The following is a 16352-nucleotide window of genomic DNA, read 5'->3' on the forward strand; positions in this document are numbered from 1 at the left end:
TAGTCGGCTTTTATCAATTTAATAAAAATTTGGTTTTTTACGCTGGAATTTCTCCTTTGTACAAGAAAGAAATAATTTCTTTATTTACATTTTCTACCATTTCGCTGAAAAGATAAAAAGATTCTTGTTTATAAATTACCAACGGATCTTTTTGCTCATAAACCGCGCCTTGAGAAGAACGACGTAAATCATCCATTTCTCTTAAATGCAATTTCCAGTTTTCATCAATGATAGAAAGAGAAATGTTTTTTTCGAAATCATTTATTAAACTTTCACATTTGGTTTCAAAAGCTTCTTTTAAATCTGTAACAATCGTCATTGTTTTAATTCCATCTGTAAAGGGAACTTGAATTAATTTAAAAGTAGAGCCTTGTGTGTTGTAAACGTTTTCTATTATTGGAAAAGATTTTTCTTTTAATAGTTCTAATCTTTGATTATAATCTTCTTGTGCTTTTTCAAATAAAATTTTGGTTAATGCAGGAATTTGCATTGTTTTGAACTCTGCTTCAGAAACGGGAGATTCCATTGTGAAGTATTTTATGATTTCAAATTCAAATTCTTTGTAGCTTCCTTCTAGTTTTGCGCGGTTTGCAATAGATTGCGAAACATCAAAAATCATATTAGAAATATCGTATTTCAAGTGATCACCAAACAATGCATTTTTTCTACGTTTGTAGATTACATCACGCTGTTTGTTCATTACATCATCATATTCCAATAATCTTTTTCTGATACCAAAATTATTTTCTTCTACTTTTTTCTGCGCTCTTTCAATGGATTTTGAAATCATCGAATGTTGAATTACTTCACCTTCTTTATGACCCATTCTGTCCATCATTTTTGCAATTCTCTCAGAACCAAAAAGACGCATCAAATTATCTTCTAAAGAAACATAAAATTGCGAGCTTCCCGGATCTCCTTGTCTTCCAGCTCTACCACGAAGTTGTCTATCTACACGACGAGAATCGTGACGTTCAGTTCCCACAATTGCTAAACCTCCATTTTCTTTTACTTTACCTAGAAGTTTAATATCTGTTCCACGACCTGCCATATTTGTAGCAATTGTTACAACACCTTCTCCACCTGCTTCTGCAACTATTTCTGCTTCTTTTTTGTGAAGTTTTGCGTTTAGAACGTTGTGTTTTATTTGTCTTAAACTTAATGCTTTAGATAACAATTGTGAAATTTCCACAGAAGTTGTACCGACTAAAACTGGTCTTCCTGCAGCAGTTAATCTTTCAATTTCCTCAATTACAGCAGCGTATTTTTCACGATTTGTTTTATAAACTAAATCTTGTCTGTCATCTCTTACAATAGGTTTATTTGTTGGAATTACAACTACATCTAATTTGTAAATTTCCCAAAGTTCTCCTGCTTCAGTTTCTGCAGTTCCAGTCATTCCCGCCAATTTATTATACATACGGAAATAATTCTGTAAAGTAATGGTTGCAAAAGTTTGAGTTGCTGCTTCAATTTTTACATTTTCTTTGGCTTCAATCGCTTGGTGAAGTCCGTCAGAATAACGTCTTCCTTCCATAATACGACCTGTAGATTCATCTACAATTTTCACTTCTCCGTCAATTACCACGTACTCATCATCTTTTTCAAATAATGTGTAAGCTTTTAATAATTGATTTAATGTGTGAATTCTTTCAGATTTTACACCAAATTCACGAAACAATTCTTCTTTGGCTTCAAACTCTTCTTCTTTTGAAAGATTTTTATTTTCTAAATCTGCTAATTCTGTTGCAATATCATTTAAAACAAAGAAATTTTGATCTTCATTTCCTGCAGACATATATTCTACACCTTTGTCTGTAAGATCAATTTGATTATTTTTTTCGTCAATCACAAAATATAAATCTTGATCTACAATCGGCATATCGCGATTATTATCTTGCATGTAATGCGCTTCTGTTTTTTGCAAAAGTGCTCTATGACCGCTTTCCGAAAGGAATTTTATTAATGGTCGGGATTTTGGTAAACCTCTGTAAGCTTGTAATAATTTAAATCCACCTTCTTTGGTATTTCCTGCAGCAATTAATTTTTTTGCTTCATTAAATAATGCAGAAACTGTTTTCTTTTGAATTGAAGCAACACGATCAACACTTGGTTTAAGTAAATCATATTCTTGTCTATCGCCTTGCGGAACGGGTCCAGAAATAATTAATGGCGTTCTTGCATCATCTACTAAAACTGAATCCACCTCATCTACAATAGCAAAATTTAATTCTCCTTGCACCAATTCTTCTGGAGAAGTTACCATGTTATCTCTCAAATAATCGAAACCAAATTCGTTATTGGTACCATAAGTAATACTGGATTGATATGCTTTTCTACGAGAATCTGAGTTTGGTTGATGGTTATCAATACAATCAATCGACAATCCGTGGAATTCATAAATGGGACCCATCCAAGCGCTATCACGTCTTGCCAAATAATCATTTACTGTTACAACGTGAACGCCACGCCCAGTCAAAGCGTTTAAATAAATTGGTAAAGTTCCTACTAAAGTTTTTCCTTCACCTGTTGCCATTTCAGCAATTTTCCCGGAATGTAAAATAATCCCACCAATGAATTGAACATCGTAATGCACCATATCCCATTTAATGGCTGTTCCTGCAGCATCCCATTCATTTTGATAAACGGCTTGTTCACCTTCAATTTTTACAAAATCTTTAGTTGTAGCTAACTCTTTATCTCGTTCATTTGCAGTTACGCGGATTTCTCCATTTTCGGCTAATCTTCTCGCAGTTTCTTTTATCACCGCAAAAGCTTCTGGTAAAATTTCTCCTAAAACTTTTTCTTCTACTTCGTAAGATTCTTTTTTTAAATTTTCTATTTTGCTAAAAAAACCTTCTTTTTCATCTACGTTGGTAGAATTTTTTATGGCTTCTTTAGCGTCATCAATTTGGGAAGTAAAATTGGCTGTTGCAGATTTAATTTTTTCTTTAAATTCTGCAGTTTTTTGTCTAATTCCGTCATCAGAAAGAGCATTTATTTCTGGCTCAATTGCCTTTATTTTTTTTAAAACTTTTTTTACTTCTTTTAAGTCTTTCGCGTTTTTATCGCCCAAAAAACCTTTCAGAACCTTACTTAGAACATCCATATTTTTTAAATCTTGAGACTGTATAAAATAATTTCCACAGTCATTATTGCTTTTTTAGTGAATCGCAAGAGCAGAAAGCAGACTGCACAATGCGGACTGCTTTTTTAGTATTCGTCTTCGTTCCAGAGAAAATCGTCATCTGTGGGATAATCTGCCCAAACTTCTTCTATACTTTCATACACTTCACCTTCGTCTTCGATGGCTTGTAGATTTTCTACAACTTCCATAGGAGCGCCGGTTCTGATTGCATAATCAATAAGCTCTGCTTTGGTCATCGGCCAAGGTGCGTCACTAAGATAAGAGGCCAATTCTAATGTCCAATACATAATATTAAATTTTTTGCAAAAATAGAAAATTAGACGACATAAAAAAGTTTTTTGTGTCTGATTTTCAACAAACTTTAATTTTTATTTATTTTAAAAATCACAATCGATTTCTCAAAAACCATTCCACGAAGATTTTTATGCCATTTTGGAAGTTTGTTTGCGGCGCAAATTTTAAGAGTTTTTTGGCTTTAGAAATATCGGCATTTGTTCTTTTCACATCTCCTTGCTGCATGGGAAGTTGTTTTATTTCAGCCTTTAGATTTAGTGCATTTTCTAAAGTGGAAATCATTTCCTTTAATGTAATCACTTCACTTTCACCTAGATTAATGATTTCAAATACATTTTCATTTTCTTCTAAATAAACGATGGATTTTAAAACACCATCAATAATATCATCAATAAAAGTATAATCTCTTGCAGTTGAACCGTCTCCAAAAAATGGAATTTCTTCGCCGTTTGATATTAATTTAGAAAATTTATGAATAGCTAAATCTGGTCTTTGTCTCGGTCCATAAACCGTAAAAAAACGGAGCTGAATCATATTAATTTGATATAAATTATGGTAAACGTGACCCAAAATTTCAATACATTTCTTAGTTGCAGCATAAGGCGAAATAGGGAAATCTACACAATCAGATTCTGAGAAGGAATTTTTTGTACTATTTCCATAAACACTAGAAGAAGACGCACAAACAAATCTCTTAATATTAAATTTTTCGCAAAGTTCGTAAAGATTTTGAGTACCTTTTATATTCACTTCTTGATATTCTAAAGGTCTTTCTATAGAGGGGCGGACTCCGGCCAAAGCCGCGAGATGATAATTAAATCAATTTTATGAAATTTAAAAATCTCCTCTAAACCTTCATAATCTCTGATGTCTTGATAGTAAAGATAATAGTTAATATTAATTAAATTTTTTAATTTTTCAATATCAGAATTCTTATTTTTAAAAGTGAAATTATCGGTATTTCCAATAGATTCGAGTGTATTTTTTATTTTGATTTTATAATCATAGAAATCATCAAAATTGTCAATGTTAATGACAGAATGTCCTTTTTTTAAAAGTTGTTCTATTAAATGTGAACCGATAAAACCACTTCCGCCCGTTACGAGATAATTCATAATTGAAATTGAGAACACAAAATTAAGAAAAACAAAACGTAAAAAGTACGCTTTTACCACAGTTATAAAAATTTCACCGCAAAAGAAACAAAAGATTTTACGTTTTTAAAATATTTCAAAAGTTTGCAAAAAGTCACTTAAATTTTTTTGCTTTTGCTACCTTTTGATTTGCTTAATTTTTTTTTGCGCTTTTGCCTTTTTTGCGGTAAAAATATGCGTTGTGCGTTTCAAAATTCTTATTTTTACCAAAATTAAATCAAATGAAATTCTCCGGGCAACTTTTAAAAATGATTACTGAAAATGGGAAACCGATTCAATATTATCTCAACCTTTCCGGCGATTTAGTTCACGTCAACAAATTATTTGATAAAAAAATAAGACTAAAACATATCGGTTATGAATGTGTGAATTGCGGGAAAAACCAGAAAGTCTACCGAATGGGATTTTGCAAAAACTGCTTTTTTGAATCACCTTATGCGAGTGAAACAATCATAAGACCAGAACTTTCAACCGCACATTTGGGAATTGGTGAGCGCGATCTTGCCGTGGAAGAAAGCATTCAGCTAAAACCGCACGTTGTTTATTTGGCTTACACTGGAGACGTCAAAGTTGGCGTTACGCGGGAATCTCAAATTCCCACACGTTGGATTGATCAAGGTGCGACTTTCGCTTTAGAAATTGCCAGAACCAAAAACCGTTATGAAGCCGGAATGATAGAAGTTGCAATGAAAGAACATTTAGCGGATAAAACCAATTGGCGGAAAATGCTGCAGGATGATTTTGAAGATGATTTGGATTTAAAAGATTTTAGAAATAAGGTTAAAGAATATTTTCCCGAAGAATTTAAAAATTTCTACTTTGATGAAGGCCACGTTGAGCGTTTGGATTTTCCTTATGAAGCGCCGGAAAAAATCACTTCTTTTACATTAGATAAAAACCCGGAATTTGAAGGAATTTTAAAAGGAATAAAAGGGCAATATCTTTATTTTGAAGGGGGAAATTTTATAAATATCCGAGGTCATGAAGGTTTTGTGGTGGAATTGGAAGTGGAGAAATAGATTATTTTTAAACCTTATTTTCCCTTTTTATAAGTGTTTTTGTCATTCCATAGGAAACTAAATGCTGCTTTCTTTTGGCGTTGAAATTCTCAAGAGTGACAAATTTTCTGTAATTTTTTCCTTTTAGTGAATTGCTTTAATTTTCTTCTATTTAAATTATTTTAAACATAAGAGTTCAATAAACCCGTCAAGCGATTCACATCATGAACGCCGCTTTCTTTATAAAGCAATTCTCCATTTTTAAAAACCGCTAAAGTCGGAACACCGCGAACGCCGTATTGCGCGGCAATCGCTGGATATTGATCGATGTCAATTTTTATAATTCTGGCTTTTTCGCCTACATTTTCTTTTACCGTATTTAAAACGGAAGATTGCACTTTGCATGGACCGCACCAAGTTGCGAAAAAATCAATTAGAACGGGACGTTCAGATTGTATCAATTCTTGAAATTTTGTTGACATTTTTTGGAGATATGAGATTAAAGATTTGAGAAGAGAGACTGAAAAGCAATTTTTATATTTAATTTTATTTCTTTTCAGTAAAAGGAACTGCACAATTTCCTGAAGCACAACCAAGTTTAAAAATTGCCATTCCTGCGTAATAAATTCCGATTAAACCCATCCACCAAACCTGGTCTTTTATGGCTAAACCGATAAAGAATAAACCACCAATTAAATAAATAATTCGGCGTAAATCCCAACTAAATAAATGCTTTTTCATTTTCTTATTTTAATATTTTTTGTTCCAAACTTTTCCAACCTCCTCCATTATGAACTTCAATAAACCCATTTTTTTCTAAAATAGATTTTGCAGAAGCACTTCGCATTCCGCTTGCACAACAAGTGATTATAGGTTTATTTTTATTTAATTGATTCAAATTTTGAGATAAATTTTGCAATGGAATATTTTTAGAATTTCTAATATGACCACCATTGAATTCTGTTTCTGTACGTACATCTACAATTTGCGCACCGTTTTTCATTAATTCTGGGAAACTTACCGTGTTTCCACCAAAAAGATTTTTAAAAAATTCTATCATTTTAAGTTAATTTTTGAAGGTTGATAAACAATTCCATTCCTTGTCTTTCCGAAATGCTTTTCACAGATTCTTCCATTTTTATAATTTCAAAATATTTTTTAAAAATAAATTGATATTCCGCAGAACTTCCGCCAAAAGGCGGACCTTTTTGTTCAAAGTTTCGATTAAACAAAAGACCAATTATTTTACCATTTTCCGCTAATAATTCTGCAGTTTTCTTGGCGTATTGATTTCTGTTGATTGTGGGAATGGCGCAGAAAAAAGTTTGTTCAATTATAAAATCATAATTTCCTTCATGTTGAAAAAAGTCTTCGCTGAAAATCTTTATTTCTTTATTATTTTTAAATTTTTTATTCAAAATATCACATGCTTTTGGAGAAATATCAATAATAGAAATATCTGTAAAACCTTCTTCTAAGAGAAACTCTGCTTCATAAGCATTTCCACAACCTGGAATTAAAATTCTTATATTTTTATCTGCAATTTTTTTAAAATATGAAGCAATTGCAGGCGAAACAAAGCCAATATCCCATCCAATTTTTTGATTTAGCCATTTTTCATTCCAATAATTTTGGTCTAAAAGTTCACCTTCTTTTACGGTTCCGCAACTTACTATATTTTTCAATTTACAATTCTTGAGTTAATAGAAAAAGATTTTCATCCATTAAACCTGTTACTTCGTGCTCCACATTTACTGGAATTTCATAAGTGTCAAATGTTTTAAAATGGTGATTTTGATTCTCAATATTAAAATTAATCTCACCTTTGAGTACAATAAGCATCGTTGGAAATGCTGCTTTGTGTTTACTTAAAATGCCATTTTTCCCTAATGCAACTGCAAATTGTTTTACTTTCTCCGTTTTTTTAATGATTGTAACTTCTGGTTTATTCGTCCAGTTTTTATTTTCTATAATGTTCATTTTAATTAGATTTTAGACTTGAGATTTTAGATTTTAGATTTGAGACTTGAAAATTTAAAAAATTACTTATAAAAGTTTTTACTTTTATTTTAGAATTTCAGAGACTTTAAGTTAAATCATTATAGTGTTTTCGATTGGCAAACAAAATTACTTTTAGGGATGGAAGTTTCTTTTATTTTATTAAAACCACCTTCAATTTCCGCGAAATTTCTAATGCCGCGACTTTGCAAGATACTTGCTGCAATCATACTTCTGTAACCTCCCGCACAATGAATGAAAAATTTATCTTCAGAATTTATTGTGTAAATCCATTCAGAGATATTAGAAAGAGGTTTGCTAAAAGCTTCATTTACGTGCGCTGCTTCATACTCAGATTCTTTTCGAACATCGATTACTATTGAATTATCTTTATATTGATTTTCAAAATCTTCTGCCGAAATTCGGTTAACTTTATCTACTTCTTTTCCAGAATTTTTCCAAGCTTCAAAACTTCCTTTTAAATAACCGATTACATTATCAAAACCAACTCTAGAAAGTCGTGTAATTACTTCTTCTTCTGTGTTTTCATCTGAAATTAATAAAATCGGATGTTTTACATCAACTAACATAGAACCAACCCATGGTGCGAAATCTCCTTTTAAACCAATGTTAATCGCGTTTGGAACAAATCCTTTGTAAAAATCTGCTGCACTTCTGGTGTCTAAAATTACAGCGTTAGTTTCTTGTGCAACCATTTCAAAATCTTCTACTGAAATTGGATTTTTTCCTTTATTTAAAACCGTTTCGAAACTTTCGTAACCGCCTTTATTCATCGCCACATTCATACCGAAATATTTTGGTGGCGCAGTTAAACCATCCAAAACTTCTTTTATAAAACTTTCTTTATTGGGTTGATTTAAAGCATAATTTGTTTTCTTTTGATTTCCCAAAGTATCCACTGTTTCTTTTTGCATATTTTTTCCGCAAGCAGAACCTGCTCCATGAGCTGGATAAACAACAACTTCGTCCGCTAAAGGTTTTATTTTTGTTTCTAAACTTTCATAAAGCATTCCAGCTAAATCTTCCCTTGTAATACTTCCAATTTTTTGTGCTAAATCTGGTCTTCCAACATCGCCTAAAAATAAAGTGTCACCAGAAAAAATGGCAGTGTTTTTTCCGTTTTCATCTATTACTAAATAAGTGCAACTTTCTAAAGTATGACCTGGAGTATGAAGTACTTTTATTTTAATTTTTCCAATATTGAAAATTTGTTCATCTTTCGCTACAATAACTTCAAAATTAGTTTCTGAAGTTGGTCCATAAACAATTGAAGCGCCCGTTGATTTTGCTAAATCTACGTGACCCGAAACAAAATCTGCATGGAAATGGGTTTCAAAAATATATTTTAAAGTTACGCCGTCTTTTTCTAATCGATCTAAATAGGGTTGAATTTCGCGCAATGGATCCACAATTGCAGCTTCATTTTCTGAGACAATGTAATATGCGCCTTGTGCGAGACAACCGGTATATATTTGTTCTATTTTCATAAAAATTTTTTAAAATTATTTTAAAGCTTTATCTAAAAACAACATTTTTAAAGAAATGGCCAAAAGCAAAATCGCGAATATTTTTTTTAAAGTCGCTTGTGGAATTTGGTTCGCAAATTTCCCGCCAAAATAACCACCCACTAAAAAACCGACGGCTAAAATTCCTGCAACTTTAAAATCTACAGTTCCTTCTTTATAATATTGCCATGCTGCAAGTGCGCCAATTGGTGGAACCATCATTAATAAAGTCGTTCCTTGTGCGGTTTGTTGTGAAAATCCCAATAATAAAACCAAAGCAGGAATAATTAAAACGGCTCCTCCAATTCCTAAAAGTCCGCTTAAAACGCCTGCAACAATTCCGATGATTATCACAAAAAAAATTTGATGTGTTTCCATTTTTTTTAATTTAAATATTTCTCAGTTGGTTTTGTAATTTACGAAGTATTTAATATTAATACAAAATTGCGATTTAAAAATTAAAATTTATATAATCTAAATCACATTTAATAATTTAATTTTAATTTCTCCTAAAAATTTAAAACAAGAAAATTTTTAATGCGCAAAATTAATATTATCAAAGTTTAACGTAAATCAGTTTGTGTTTAAAAATAAAAAATTTAAAGTTTATTTTAATTTTACATAAATTTAAACTTTCAAAACAATCCACATGGCGAACAAAGAAAAATTTATTCAGGAATTAACAACGAGATACACTTCAAAAGGTGAATTTATAACTTTAGGAAAAGCAATGCTCGATGGAGAAGTTGTGAAAGAAGTCGATATAAATATTCCTTTAAAAACTATTAACAGACATGGCCTAATTGCAGGTGCGACCGGAACAGGAAAAACCAAAACCTTGCAAGTTTTCGCAGAACAATTGTCACATAAAGGAATTCCAAGTTTAGTTTTGGACGTAAAAGGTGATTTTTCTGGAATTGCAGAACCCGGTTCCGACATTCCAATTATAAAAGACAGATATGCTAAAACTGGATTGCCTTATAAAGCACAAAGTTTCCCAGTAGAATTAATGACAATTTCGGGAGAAAAAGGAGTAAAACTTCGCGCCACTGTAACGGAATTTGGACCTTTGCTTTTAAGTAAAATTTTAAATTTAAATGATACACAAAGTAGCATTATGTCTATTGTTTTTAAATATTCAGATGATAAAGGTTTGCCGTTAATTGATTTAGAAGATTTAAAAAAACTTTTACAATTTTTAACTGATAATGACCAAGGAAAAGCAGATTTAAAACAAAATTACGGTTCTATTTCGCCCGCTTCTTTGGGTGCGATTTTACGCTCAATTGTCGCTTTAGAACAACAAGGCGCAACAGAATTTTTCGGAGAACCCAGTTTTGATGTCAATGATTTGTTGAAAACTCGCGACGGAAAAGGCGTTGTCAATATTTTGAGAGTGGGAAATATTCAAAGTCAACCACAACTGTTTTCTACCTTTATGCTTTCTCTTTTTGCGGAAATTTATATGACTTTTCCTGAAGAAGGCGATACTGGAAAACCAAAATTTGTAATGTTTATTGATGAAGCTCATCTAATTTTTAATGAAGCTTCAAAAACTTTATTAGCGCAAATTGAAACGATGGTAAAACTCATTCGCTCAAAAGGTGTCGGAATTTATTTTATTACGCAAGTTCCAGGCGACGTTCCTGAAAACGTTTTAAGCCAACTGGGTATGAAAATTCAGCATGCTTTGCGAGGTTTTACAGCAAACGACAGAAAAGAAATAAGTAAAGCGGTAGAAAATTATCCAATAACAGAATATTATAACGCAGGTCAATTGATTCAAAATCTGGGAATTGGTGAAGCATTTATCACGGCATTGGATGAAAAAGGAATTCCGACGCCGTTGGTTCATACTTTTTTAATTTCTCCCGAAAGTAGAATGGACGTTTTATCTGACGCAGAAGTTTCAACTTTAACGAGTAATTCTGCTTTAGTTCAAAAATATGAACAAACAGTTAATAAAGATTCTGCGTACGAAATGCTTACAAATAGAATGGAACAAGCGGTACAAGAAGCTGCTCCTTCTGTAAAAGCAACCGTTACGAAAGCACAACCGAGTGTTTTGCAAGAAGTGATTGGAAGCCGCGCTGGACAAAACTTTATGTCAACTTTGGCGCGAGAAGGCGCAAAATTTGTTTTGGGAATGTTAACTGGAAAGAGAAGATAAAAATCTAAATTAAATAATTTAAAAATTACGCTGCAAATTATTTATAAATTTGCAGCGTTTTTAAATAAGAAAATGTACTCAATTATAGACATAGAAAGCAATGGCGGTGCTTTTCGAGAAGAACAGATTACGGAAATTGCAATTTATAAATTTGATGGACATCAAATTTTAGATCAATTTATTTCAATAGTAAATCCGCAAAGTGAGATTACGCCTTACGTTCAAAAATTAACAGGAATTACTCAAAATATGGTGCGAACAGCGCCAAAATTCCACGAAATTGCAAAAAGAATTGTAGAAATCACAGAAAATTCAACCATAGTTGGTCATAATGTGGAGTTTGATTACAGAATGTTGCGACAATCTTTTGCTGCTTTAGGTTTTGATTTTGAGCGTGAAACGATTGATACAATTCCTCTCGCCAGAAAATTAATTCCCGATGAAAAAAGTTATTCTTTAAGTAAACTTTGTAAATCAATTGGTATTCCTTTAACTGAAAAACATAGAGCAGGAGGCGATGCAAGAGCAACTTTAGATTTGTTTAAATTATTAATGTTAAAAGATCAATCCGCAGAAATTATACAAAAACAACAAGAAGAAGCACGCTCAAAATCTGAATTAAATAAGATTAAAAAATTAATTGAAAATCTACCTTCCAAAAAAGGATTGGTTTATTTTCAAGATGAAAACGGTAAATTATTGTATGTCGATTTCGTGACAGATTTATACAGAACTTCAAAAAGTTTTCTAAATTCAAAAGCAAAGAAATGGAATCACATCCAGCAATTAACTTCACAAATTCATTATGAATTAGTTGGGAATGAAGTTCTTGCAAGAATAATGATGCTCAATAAAAAAATCACCAAAGATGAACACGCACTTTTTGGATTATTTTTTATCAATGAAAAATATGTGATTAAAAGATTAAGTTCTATAAAAAAAATAAAACCTTTATTAAAATTAAAGACTTTTTCTCAGGCTTCAAAAGTCTTAAAATATATAGAAGAAAAAACAGAATTTCAAGATTTTGAAAATTTTACAAACGAAATAAATTTAGAAAATAGAAACGAACTTTGGCTTTCTGAAGGTAGAACTTTAGGCGAAAAATCTTTTTTAATTATTGAAAACGGCGCGTTAAAAAGTTATGGTTTTTATGAATTGTATCATCAAATAAAATCAAGAGATAAAATTGATAAACTAAAAATTGACATTTCATTTGAACCTAAATTGTTAGAAAATTATTTAAAATTAGCTCTTCTCAAAAATTACTTTAAAATTGAAGCTTTACCAAATGCAAATTAATTTTAAAATTTAAATTAAATTTGCGCAGTTAAAATCCCATAAAATTAAAATGACCAACAAAGATTTACTAAAAATCGCCACAGAATTTGGCACGCCAACTTACGTTTATGATGCGGAATCCATCAAAACACAATACCAAAAATTAACGGGATCTTTTACCAAGAGTACTCGTTTTTTCTATGCTGCAAAGGCTTTAACAAATATTAATATTCTAAAATATATTGAAAGTTTAGGCGCGTCTTTGGATTGTGTTTCCATTAATGAAGTGAAGCTAGGTTTGAAGGCGGGGTTTGATGCAGATCGAATTTTATTTACACCAAACTGTGTTGATTTTAGTGAAATTGAAGAGGCAGTTGCATTGAAAGTTCACGTAAATATTGATAATATTTCTATTTTAGAACAATTTGGAAATAAATTCGGAAATTCTTATCCCATTTTCGTAAGAATAAATCCACACATTTTTGCAGGGGGAAATTATAAAATTTCAACGGGACATATTGATTCTAAATTTGGAATTTCTATTCATCAACTGCGTCATATTGAACGCGTAATGAAATCTACAAATCTTTGTGTGAATGGACTTCACATGCACACGGGAAGTGAAATAAAAGATGTGGATGTTTTTGTACAAGGTTTAGAAATTTTATTTGAAATAGCAGAACATTTTCCAGATTTAAAATATTTGGATATGGGAAGTGGATTCAAAGTTCCATATCAAGATTCTGAAGAAGAAACAGATGTGAAATCTTTAGGAAAAAAAGTAGAAAAAGCTTTAGCTGATTTTAATAAAGAGCAAGGCAAAAAATTGCAACTTTGGTTTGAACCAGGAAAATTTTTAGTGAGTGAAAGTGGACATTTTTTAGTTAATTCTAATGTGATAAAACCAACAACTGCGACAACTTTTGTGGGCATAAATTCTGGTTTTAACCATTTAATTCGCCCAATGTTTTACGATTCTTACCATAAAATAGAAAATCTTTCTAATCCAAAAGGTGCGGAAAGAATTTACACAGTTGTCGGAAACATCTGTGAAACCGATACTTTTGCGTGGGACAGAAAATTAAATGAAGTTCGGGAACACGATATTTTAGTTTTTAGAAATGCAGGAGCTTATGGATTTGAAATGAGTTCTAATTTTAACTCTCGATTGAAACCTGCGGAAGTTTTATTTCTCGACGGAAAAGCACATTTAATTAGAAAAAGAGATGAGTTTGAAGATTTATTGAGAAATCAAATTGAAGTGATTTAATATGAAAAAAATTGTTGCACTTTTCTTTATTTTAATTTCAATTCTAAGCTTCTCACAAGATGTTTTAGAAAAATATCCAGAAGAGCAAAAACCTTATGAAGGAGGCGAAATTCAGTTATTTAGAGATATTCATCAAATTATAATTGATAAAAATCTTAAACCTTGTGACAATAAAAATGAATATTATAATTTGCATATTTTAGTATATCCCGATAATTCTATAAAATATGTAAAAGATCTAAATCCAGAAAACGCAATTAAAAATAAATGTGCTTTTGATTTATCGAGAGAAGTTGCAAAATATCTTCATGGTTGGATTCCTGCGACTGTAGATAATAAAAAAGTAATTGCTCAAACTGGATATTATATGATTCCTTCTCAACTTTTCGCCAATTATAATGATGGATATTACCCGTTTAAAAATTTCGAAAATGCTTCATACGATGGCGGAATGAACCAGTTTAGAAAAAAGGTTTTTCAAAATATAAATCTTAGTAGATTTACTTTCGATGGTACTTTCAGACTTGTTGTTACTTTTACAATTGAAGCAGATGGAAAAATGAGCAACGTAGAACTTGCAGAATCTTCTGGTTTGCCAGAATTTGATAAAATGGTAATTTCTGGTATAAAAGGAATTCGAAATAAATGGACTCCGGCGAAATCTTTTGATGTCCCAATTGCATCAAATTTTAGATTGCCATTAGCTTTTCAATCTCAATACTGATCTTCTTTAGAAGGGAATTTTTACAAATTATTGAAAGTCTTAATCAAAAATGGAATACTGCGTCTTTTCAAGGTATTCCTATAAAAACTAAACTTCTTATAACTCACAATTTTAACGAAGAATAATTAATTTTTTCTGCCATTCTGTCCTAATTTTTCTATCTTTGCAGAATAATTTTTTTAGAGCTTAGTCTAAAATCTAACCTCTAATATCTAATATCTAAGAAAAAGTGCAAGAAAAATACATAGACGAAACCAAACAAGGAGAAGCAATCGCCATCGCAGAAAAACCAGAAAACACCAAAAAATTATTTTTGGAAAGTTACGGCTGTCAAATGAATTTCTCCGATTCAGAGATTGTCGCTTCAATTTTAAATGATAACGGTTATAACACCACAAATAATTTAGAAGAAGCAGATTTAATCTTATTAAATACGTGTTCCATTCGGGAAAAAGCGGAGCAAACCGTGAGAATGCGTTTGTCGCAATTCAAAAATTTAAAGAAACAAAAACCAAGCATCACAGTTGGTGTTTTGGGTTGTATGGCAGAACGCTTAAAAACCAAATTTTTAGAAGAGGAACAATTGGTAGATTTAGTTGTCGGACCAGATGCTTACAGAGATTTACCAAATCTTTTAAAAGAAACAGATGATGGAAGAGACGCTATAAATGTGATTCTTTCTAAAGAAGAAACTTACGGAGATATTAATCCAGTTCGTCTCGGTGGAAACGGCGTCACTGCTTTTGTGACGATAACGCGCGGTTGTGATAATATGTGTACTTTTTGCGTCGTTCCTTTTACCAGAGGTCGTGAGAGAAGTAGAGATCCGCATTCTATTATTAAAGAATGTATAAATTTAGCAGAAAATGGCTATAAAGAAATTACGCTTTTAGGTCAAAATGTAGATTCTTATTTATGGTTTGGCGGCGGTCCGAAAAAAGATTTTAACAAAGCGACAGAAATGCAACAATTAACTGCAGTAAATTTTGCGAAATTATTGGATTTAGTAGCACTCGCTGTTCCAGAAATGCGCATAAGATTTTCCACGTCAAATCCGCAAGATATGGATTTAGATGTCTTTAGAATGATTGCCAAACACAACAATATCTGTAAATACGTTCATCTTCCGGTACAAAGTGGAAGCAATGAAATTTTGCGAAAAATGAACCGACAACACACGCGCGAAGAGTATTTAGAATTGATAAAAAAAGCCAAAGAAATTGTTCCAGATATTTCTTTTTCACAAGATATGATGGTTGGTTTTTGTGGCGAAACCGAAGAAGATCATCAACAAACTTTGAGTTTAATGCGCGAAGTAGAATATGATTATGGATATATGTTTTCTTACTCCGAACGTCCCGGAACACCGGCTCACAAAAAAATGGAAGACAATATTCCTGCAGATATCAAACAAAGAAGATTAGCAGAGGTCATTGCTTTGCAAGGCGAATTGTCCCGAAAAAGAATGGAAGGTTATGTTGGGAAAATTCACGAAATTTTAATTGAAGGCATTTCCAAAAAGAATAAAAACCAATGGAAAGGAAGAAATTCCCAAAATGCGGTTTGTGTTTTTGATAAATTGGATGGTCAAAAATTAGGCGACAAAGTTTCAGTTTTTGTCCACGGAAATACTCAAGGCACGCTTTTGGGAGAAACGGTTTTGTAAAATTATTTGGGCAGCTTTTCCGTCTTCCACTCCCAATCTTTTGCCTTCGAAATTTTTTTTTATTGAAGATTAATAAGAGGCAAAAGGATTTCCGTTCAAGCCGGGCTGCAAAGTTGTTAAAAC

The 16352-nt window shown here is 31.7% G+C and carries 15 protein-coding genes and 1 pseudogene; 6 read left to right on the forward strand and 10 right to left on the reverse strand.

Translation table 11 applies throughout. From position 1 onward, the window contains the following. Window positions 1-37 precede the first annotated feature (37 nt). The 3 genes and pseudogenes from secA to ACN0WB_RS02095 all read right to left on the reverse strand — a co-directional run bounded on the left by secA (window position 38) and on the right by ACN0WB_RS02095 (window position 4557). Window positions 38-3109 (reverse strand): preprotein translocase subunit SecA, encoded by a 3072-nt coding sequence (gene secA / locus ACN0WB_RS02085; RefSeq protein WP_417428343.1) that lies wholly within the window; start codon window positions 3107-3109, stop codon window positions 38-40. A gap of 104 nt (window positions 3110-3213) precedes the next feature. After that, window positions 3214-3435, reverse strand: coding sequence for a DUF2795 domain-containing protein (locus ACN0WB_RS02090; RefSeq protein WP_103913280.1), 222 nt, complete (start codon window positions 3433-3435; stop codon window positions 3214-3216). Between the two features lie 97 nt (window positions 3436-3532). After that, window positions 3533-4557: pseudogene (locus tag ACN0WB_RS02095) on the reverse strand (GDP-mannose 4,6-dehydratase). Window positions 4558-4817: 260 nt separating this feature from the next. Here ACN0WB_RS02095 and ACN0WB_RS02100 point away from each other — a divergent pair. After that, entirely contained in the window at window positions 4818-5615 is a 798-nt protein-coding gene (locus tag ACN0WB_RS02100; protein WP_417428346.1) for a DUF2797 domain-containing protein, read from the forward strand. A gap of 161 nt (window positions 5616-5776) precedes the next feature. On the opposite strand, the gene trxA is transcribed toward ACN0WB_RS02100, so the two are convergent. The 7 genes from trxA to ACN0WB_RS02135 form a co-directional block, all read right to left on the reverse strand. Then, window positions 5777-6076, reverse strand: coding sequence for a thioredoxin (gene trxA / locus ACN0WB_RS02105; protein WP_417428348.1), 300 nt, complete (start codon window positions 6074-6076; stop codon window positions 5777-5779). A gap of 64 nt (window positions 6077-6140) precedes the next feature. Next, complete coding sequence (locus ACN0WB_RS02110) at window positions 6141-6335, reverse strand: hypothetical protein (RefSeq protein ID WP_417428350.1); 195 nt, start codon at window positions 6333-6335, stop codon at window positions 6141-6143. A 4-nt stretch (window positions 6336-6339) separates the two neighbouring features. Next, the gene (locus tag ACN0WB_RS02115; protein ID WP_417428352.1) at window positions 6340-6654 is read right to left on the reverse strand and encodes a rhodanese-like domain-containing protein; all 315 of its coding nucleotides are present in this window, start codon (window positions 6652-6654) and stop codon (window positions 6340-6342) included. Window position 6655: 1 nt separating this feature from the next. Further along, window positions 6656-7279, reverse strand: coding sequence for a methyltransferase domain-containing protein (locus ACN0WB_RS02120; protein WP_417428354.1), 624 nt, complete (start codon window positions 7277-7279; stop codon window positions 6656-6658). 1 nt (window position 7280) lies between these two features. Further along, window positions 7281-7574, reverse strand: a complete 294-nt coding sequence (locus tag ACN0WB_RS02125) for a cupin domain-containing protein (protein ID WP_417428356.1) — start codon at window positions 7572-7574, stop codon at window positions 7281-7283. 119 nt (window positions 7575-7693) lie between these two features. Continuing rightward, window positions 7694-9100 carry an MBL fold metallo-hydrolase gene (locus ACN0WB_RS02130; protein WP_417428358.1) on the reverse strand — a complete coding sequence of 469 codons (1407 nt, stop codon included), beginning with the start codon at window positions 9098-9100 and terminating at the stop codon, window positions 7694-7696. 15 nt (window positions 9101-9115) lie between these two features. Then, entirely contained in the window at window positions 9116-9496 is a 381-nt protein-coding gene (locus ACN0WB_RS02135; protein ID WP_417428360.1) for a sulfite exporter TauE/SafE family protein, read from the reverse strand. A 271-nt stretch (window positions 9497-9767) separates the two neighbouring features. Between ACN0WB_RS02135 and ACN0WB_RS02140 the strand changes: the two genes are divergently transcribed. The 5 genes from ACN0WB_RS02140 (at window position 9768) to miaB (ending at window position 16229) form a co-directional block, all read left to right on the forward strand. Next, window positions 9768-11288, forward strand: coding sequence for a helicase HerA-like domain-containing protein (locus ACN0WB_RS02140; protein WP_417428362.1), 1521 nt, complete (start codon window positions 9768-9770; stop codon window positions 11286-11288). 72 nt (window positions 11289-11360) lie between these two features. Further along, entirely contained in the window at window positions 11361-12590 is a 1230-nt protein-coding gene (locus ACN0WB_RS02145; RefSeq protein WP_417428364.1) for a PolC-type DNA polymerase III, read from the forward strand. Between the two features lie 13 nt (window positions 12591-12603). Beyond that, complete coding sequence (gene lysA / locus ACN0WB_RS02150) at window positions 12604-13839, forward strand: diaminopimelate decarboxylase (RefSeq protein ID WP_417428749.1); 1236 nt, start codon at window positions 12604-12606, stop codon at window positions 13837-13839. 1 nt (window position 13840) lies between these two features. Then, entirely contained in the window at window positions 13841-14563 is a 723-nt protein-coding gene (locus ACN0WB_RS02155) for an energy transducer TonB (protein ID WP_417428366.1), read from the forward strand. A 229-nt stretch (window positions 14564-14792) separates the two neighbouring features. After that, the gene (miaB, locus tag ACN0WB_RS02160; RefSeq protein WP_417428368.1) at window positions 14793-16229 is read left to right on the forward strand and encodes a tRNA (N6-isopentenyl adenosine(37)-C2)-methylthiotransferase MiaB; all 1437 of its coding nucleotides are present in this window, start codon (window positions 14793-14795) and stop codon (window positions 16227-16229) included. The last annotated feature ends 123 nt before the right edge of the window (window positions 16230-16352 follow it).

The organism is Halpernia sp. (genome assembly GCF_048269545.1).
Lineage (GTDB): Bacteria > Bacteroidota > Bacteroidia > Flavobacteriales > Weeksellaceae > Halpernia.

Excerpts from the sequence above, each read along its gene's own strand:
- secA (WP_417428343.1), bottom strand. The coding sequence starts at position 3,109 with ATGGATGTTCTAAGTAAGGTTCTGAAAGGTTTTTTGGGCGATAAAAAC.
- ACN0WB_RS02090 (WP_103913280.1), bottom strand. The coding sequence starts at position 3,435 with ATGTATTGGACATTAGAATTGGCCTCTTATCTTAGTGACGCACCTTGG.
- ACN0WB_RS02100 (WP_417428346.1), top strand. The coding sequence starts at position 4,818 with ATGAAATTCTCCGGGCAACTTTTAAAAATGATTACTGAAAATGGGAAA.
- trxA (WP_417428348.1), bottom strand. The coding sequence starts at position 6,076 with ATGTCAACAAAATTTCAAGAATTGATACAATCTGAACGTCCCGTTCTA.
- ACN0WB_RS02110 (WP_417428350.1), bottom strand. The coding sequence starts at position 6,335 with ATGAAAAAGCATTTATTTAGTTGGGATTTACGCCGAATTATTTATTTA.
- ACN0WB_RS02115 (WP_417428352.1), bottom strand. The coding sequence starts at position 6,654 with ATGATAGAATTTTTTAAAAATCTTTTTGGTGGAAACACGGTAAGTTTC.
- ACN0WB_RS02125 (WP_417428356.1), bottom strand. The coding sequence starts at position 7,574 with ATGAACATTATAGAAAATAAAAACTGGACGAATAAACCAGAAGTTACA.
- ACN0WB_RS02130 (WP_417428358.1), bottom strand. The coding sequence starts at position 9,100 with ATGAAAATAGAACAAATATATACCGGTTGTCTCGCACAAGGCGCATAT.
- ACN0WB_RS02135 (WP_417428360.1), bottom strand. The coding sequence starts at position 9,496 with ATGGAAACACATCAAATTTTTTTTGTGATAATCATCGGAATTGTTGCA.
- ACN0WB_RS02140 (WP_417428362.1), top strand. The coding sequence starts at position 9,768 with ATGGCGAACAAAGAAAAATTTATTCAGGAATTAACAACGAGATACACT.
- ACN0WB_RS02145 (WP_417428364.1), top strand. The coding sequence starts at position 11,361 with ATGTACTCAATTATAGACATAGAAAGCAATGGCGGTGCTTTTCGAGAA.
- ACN0WB_RS02155 (WP_417428366.1), top strand. The coding sequence starts at position 13,841 with ATGAAAAAAATTGTTGCACTTTTCTTTATTTTAATTTCAATTCTAAGC.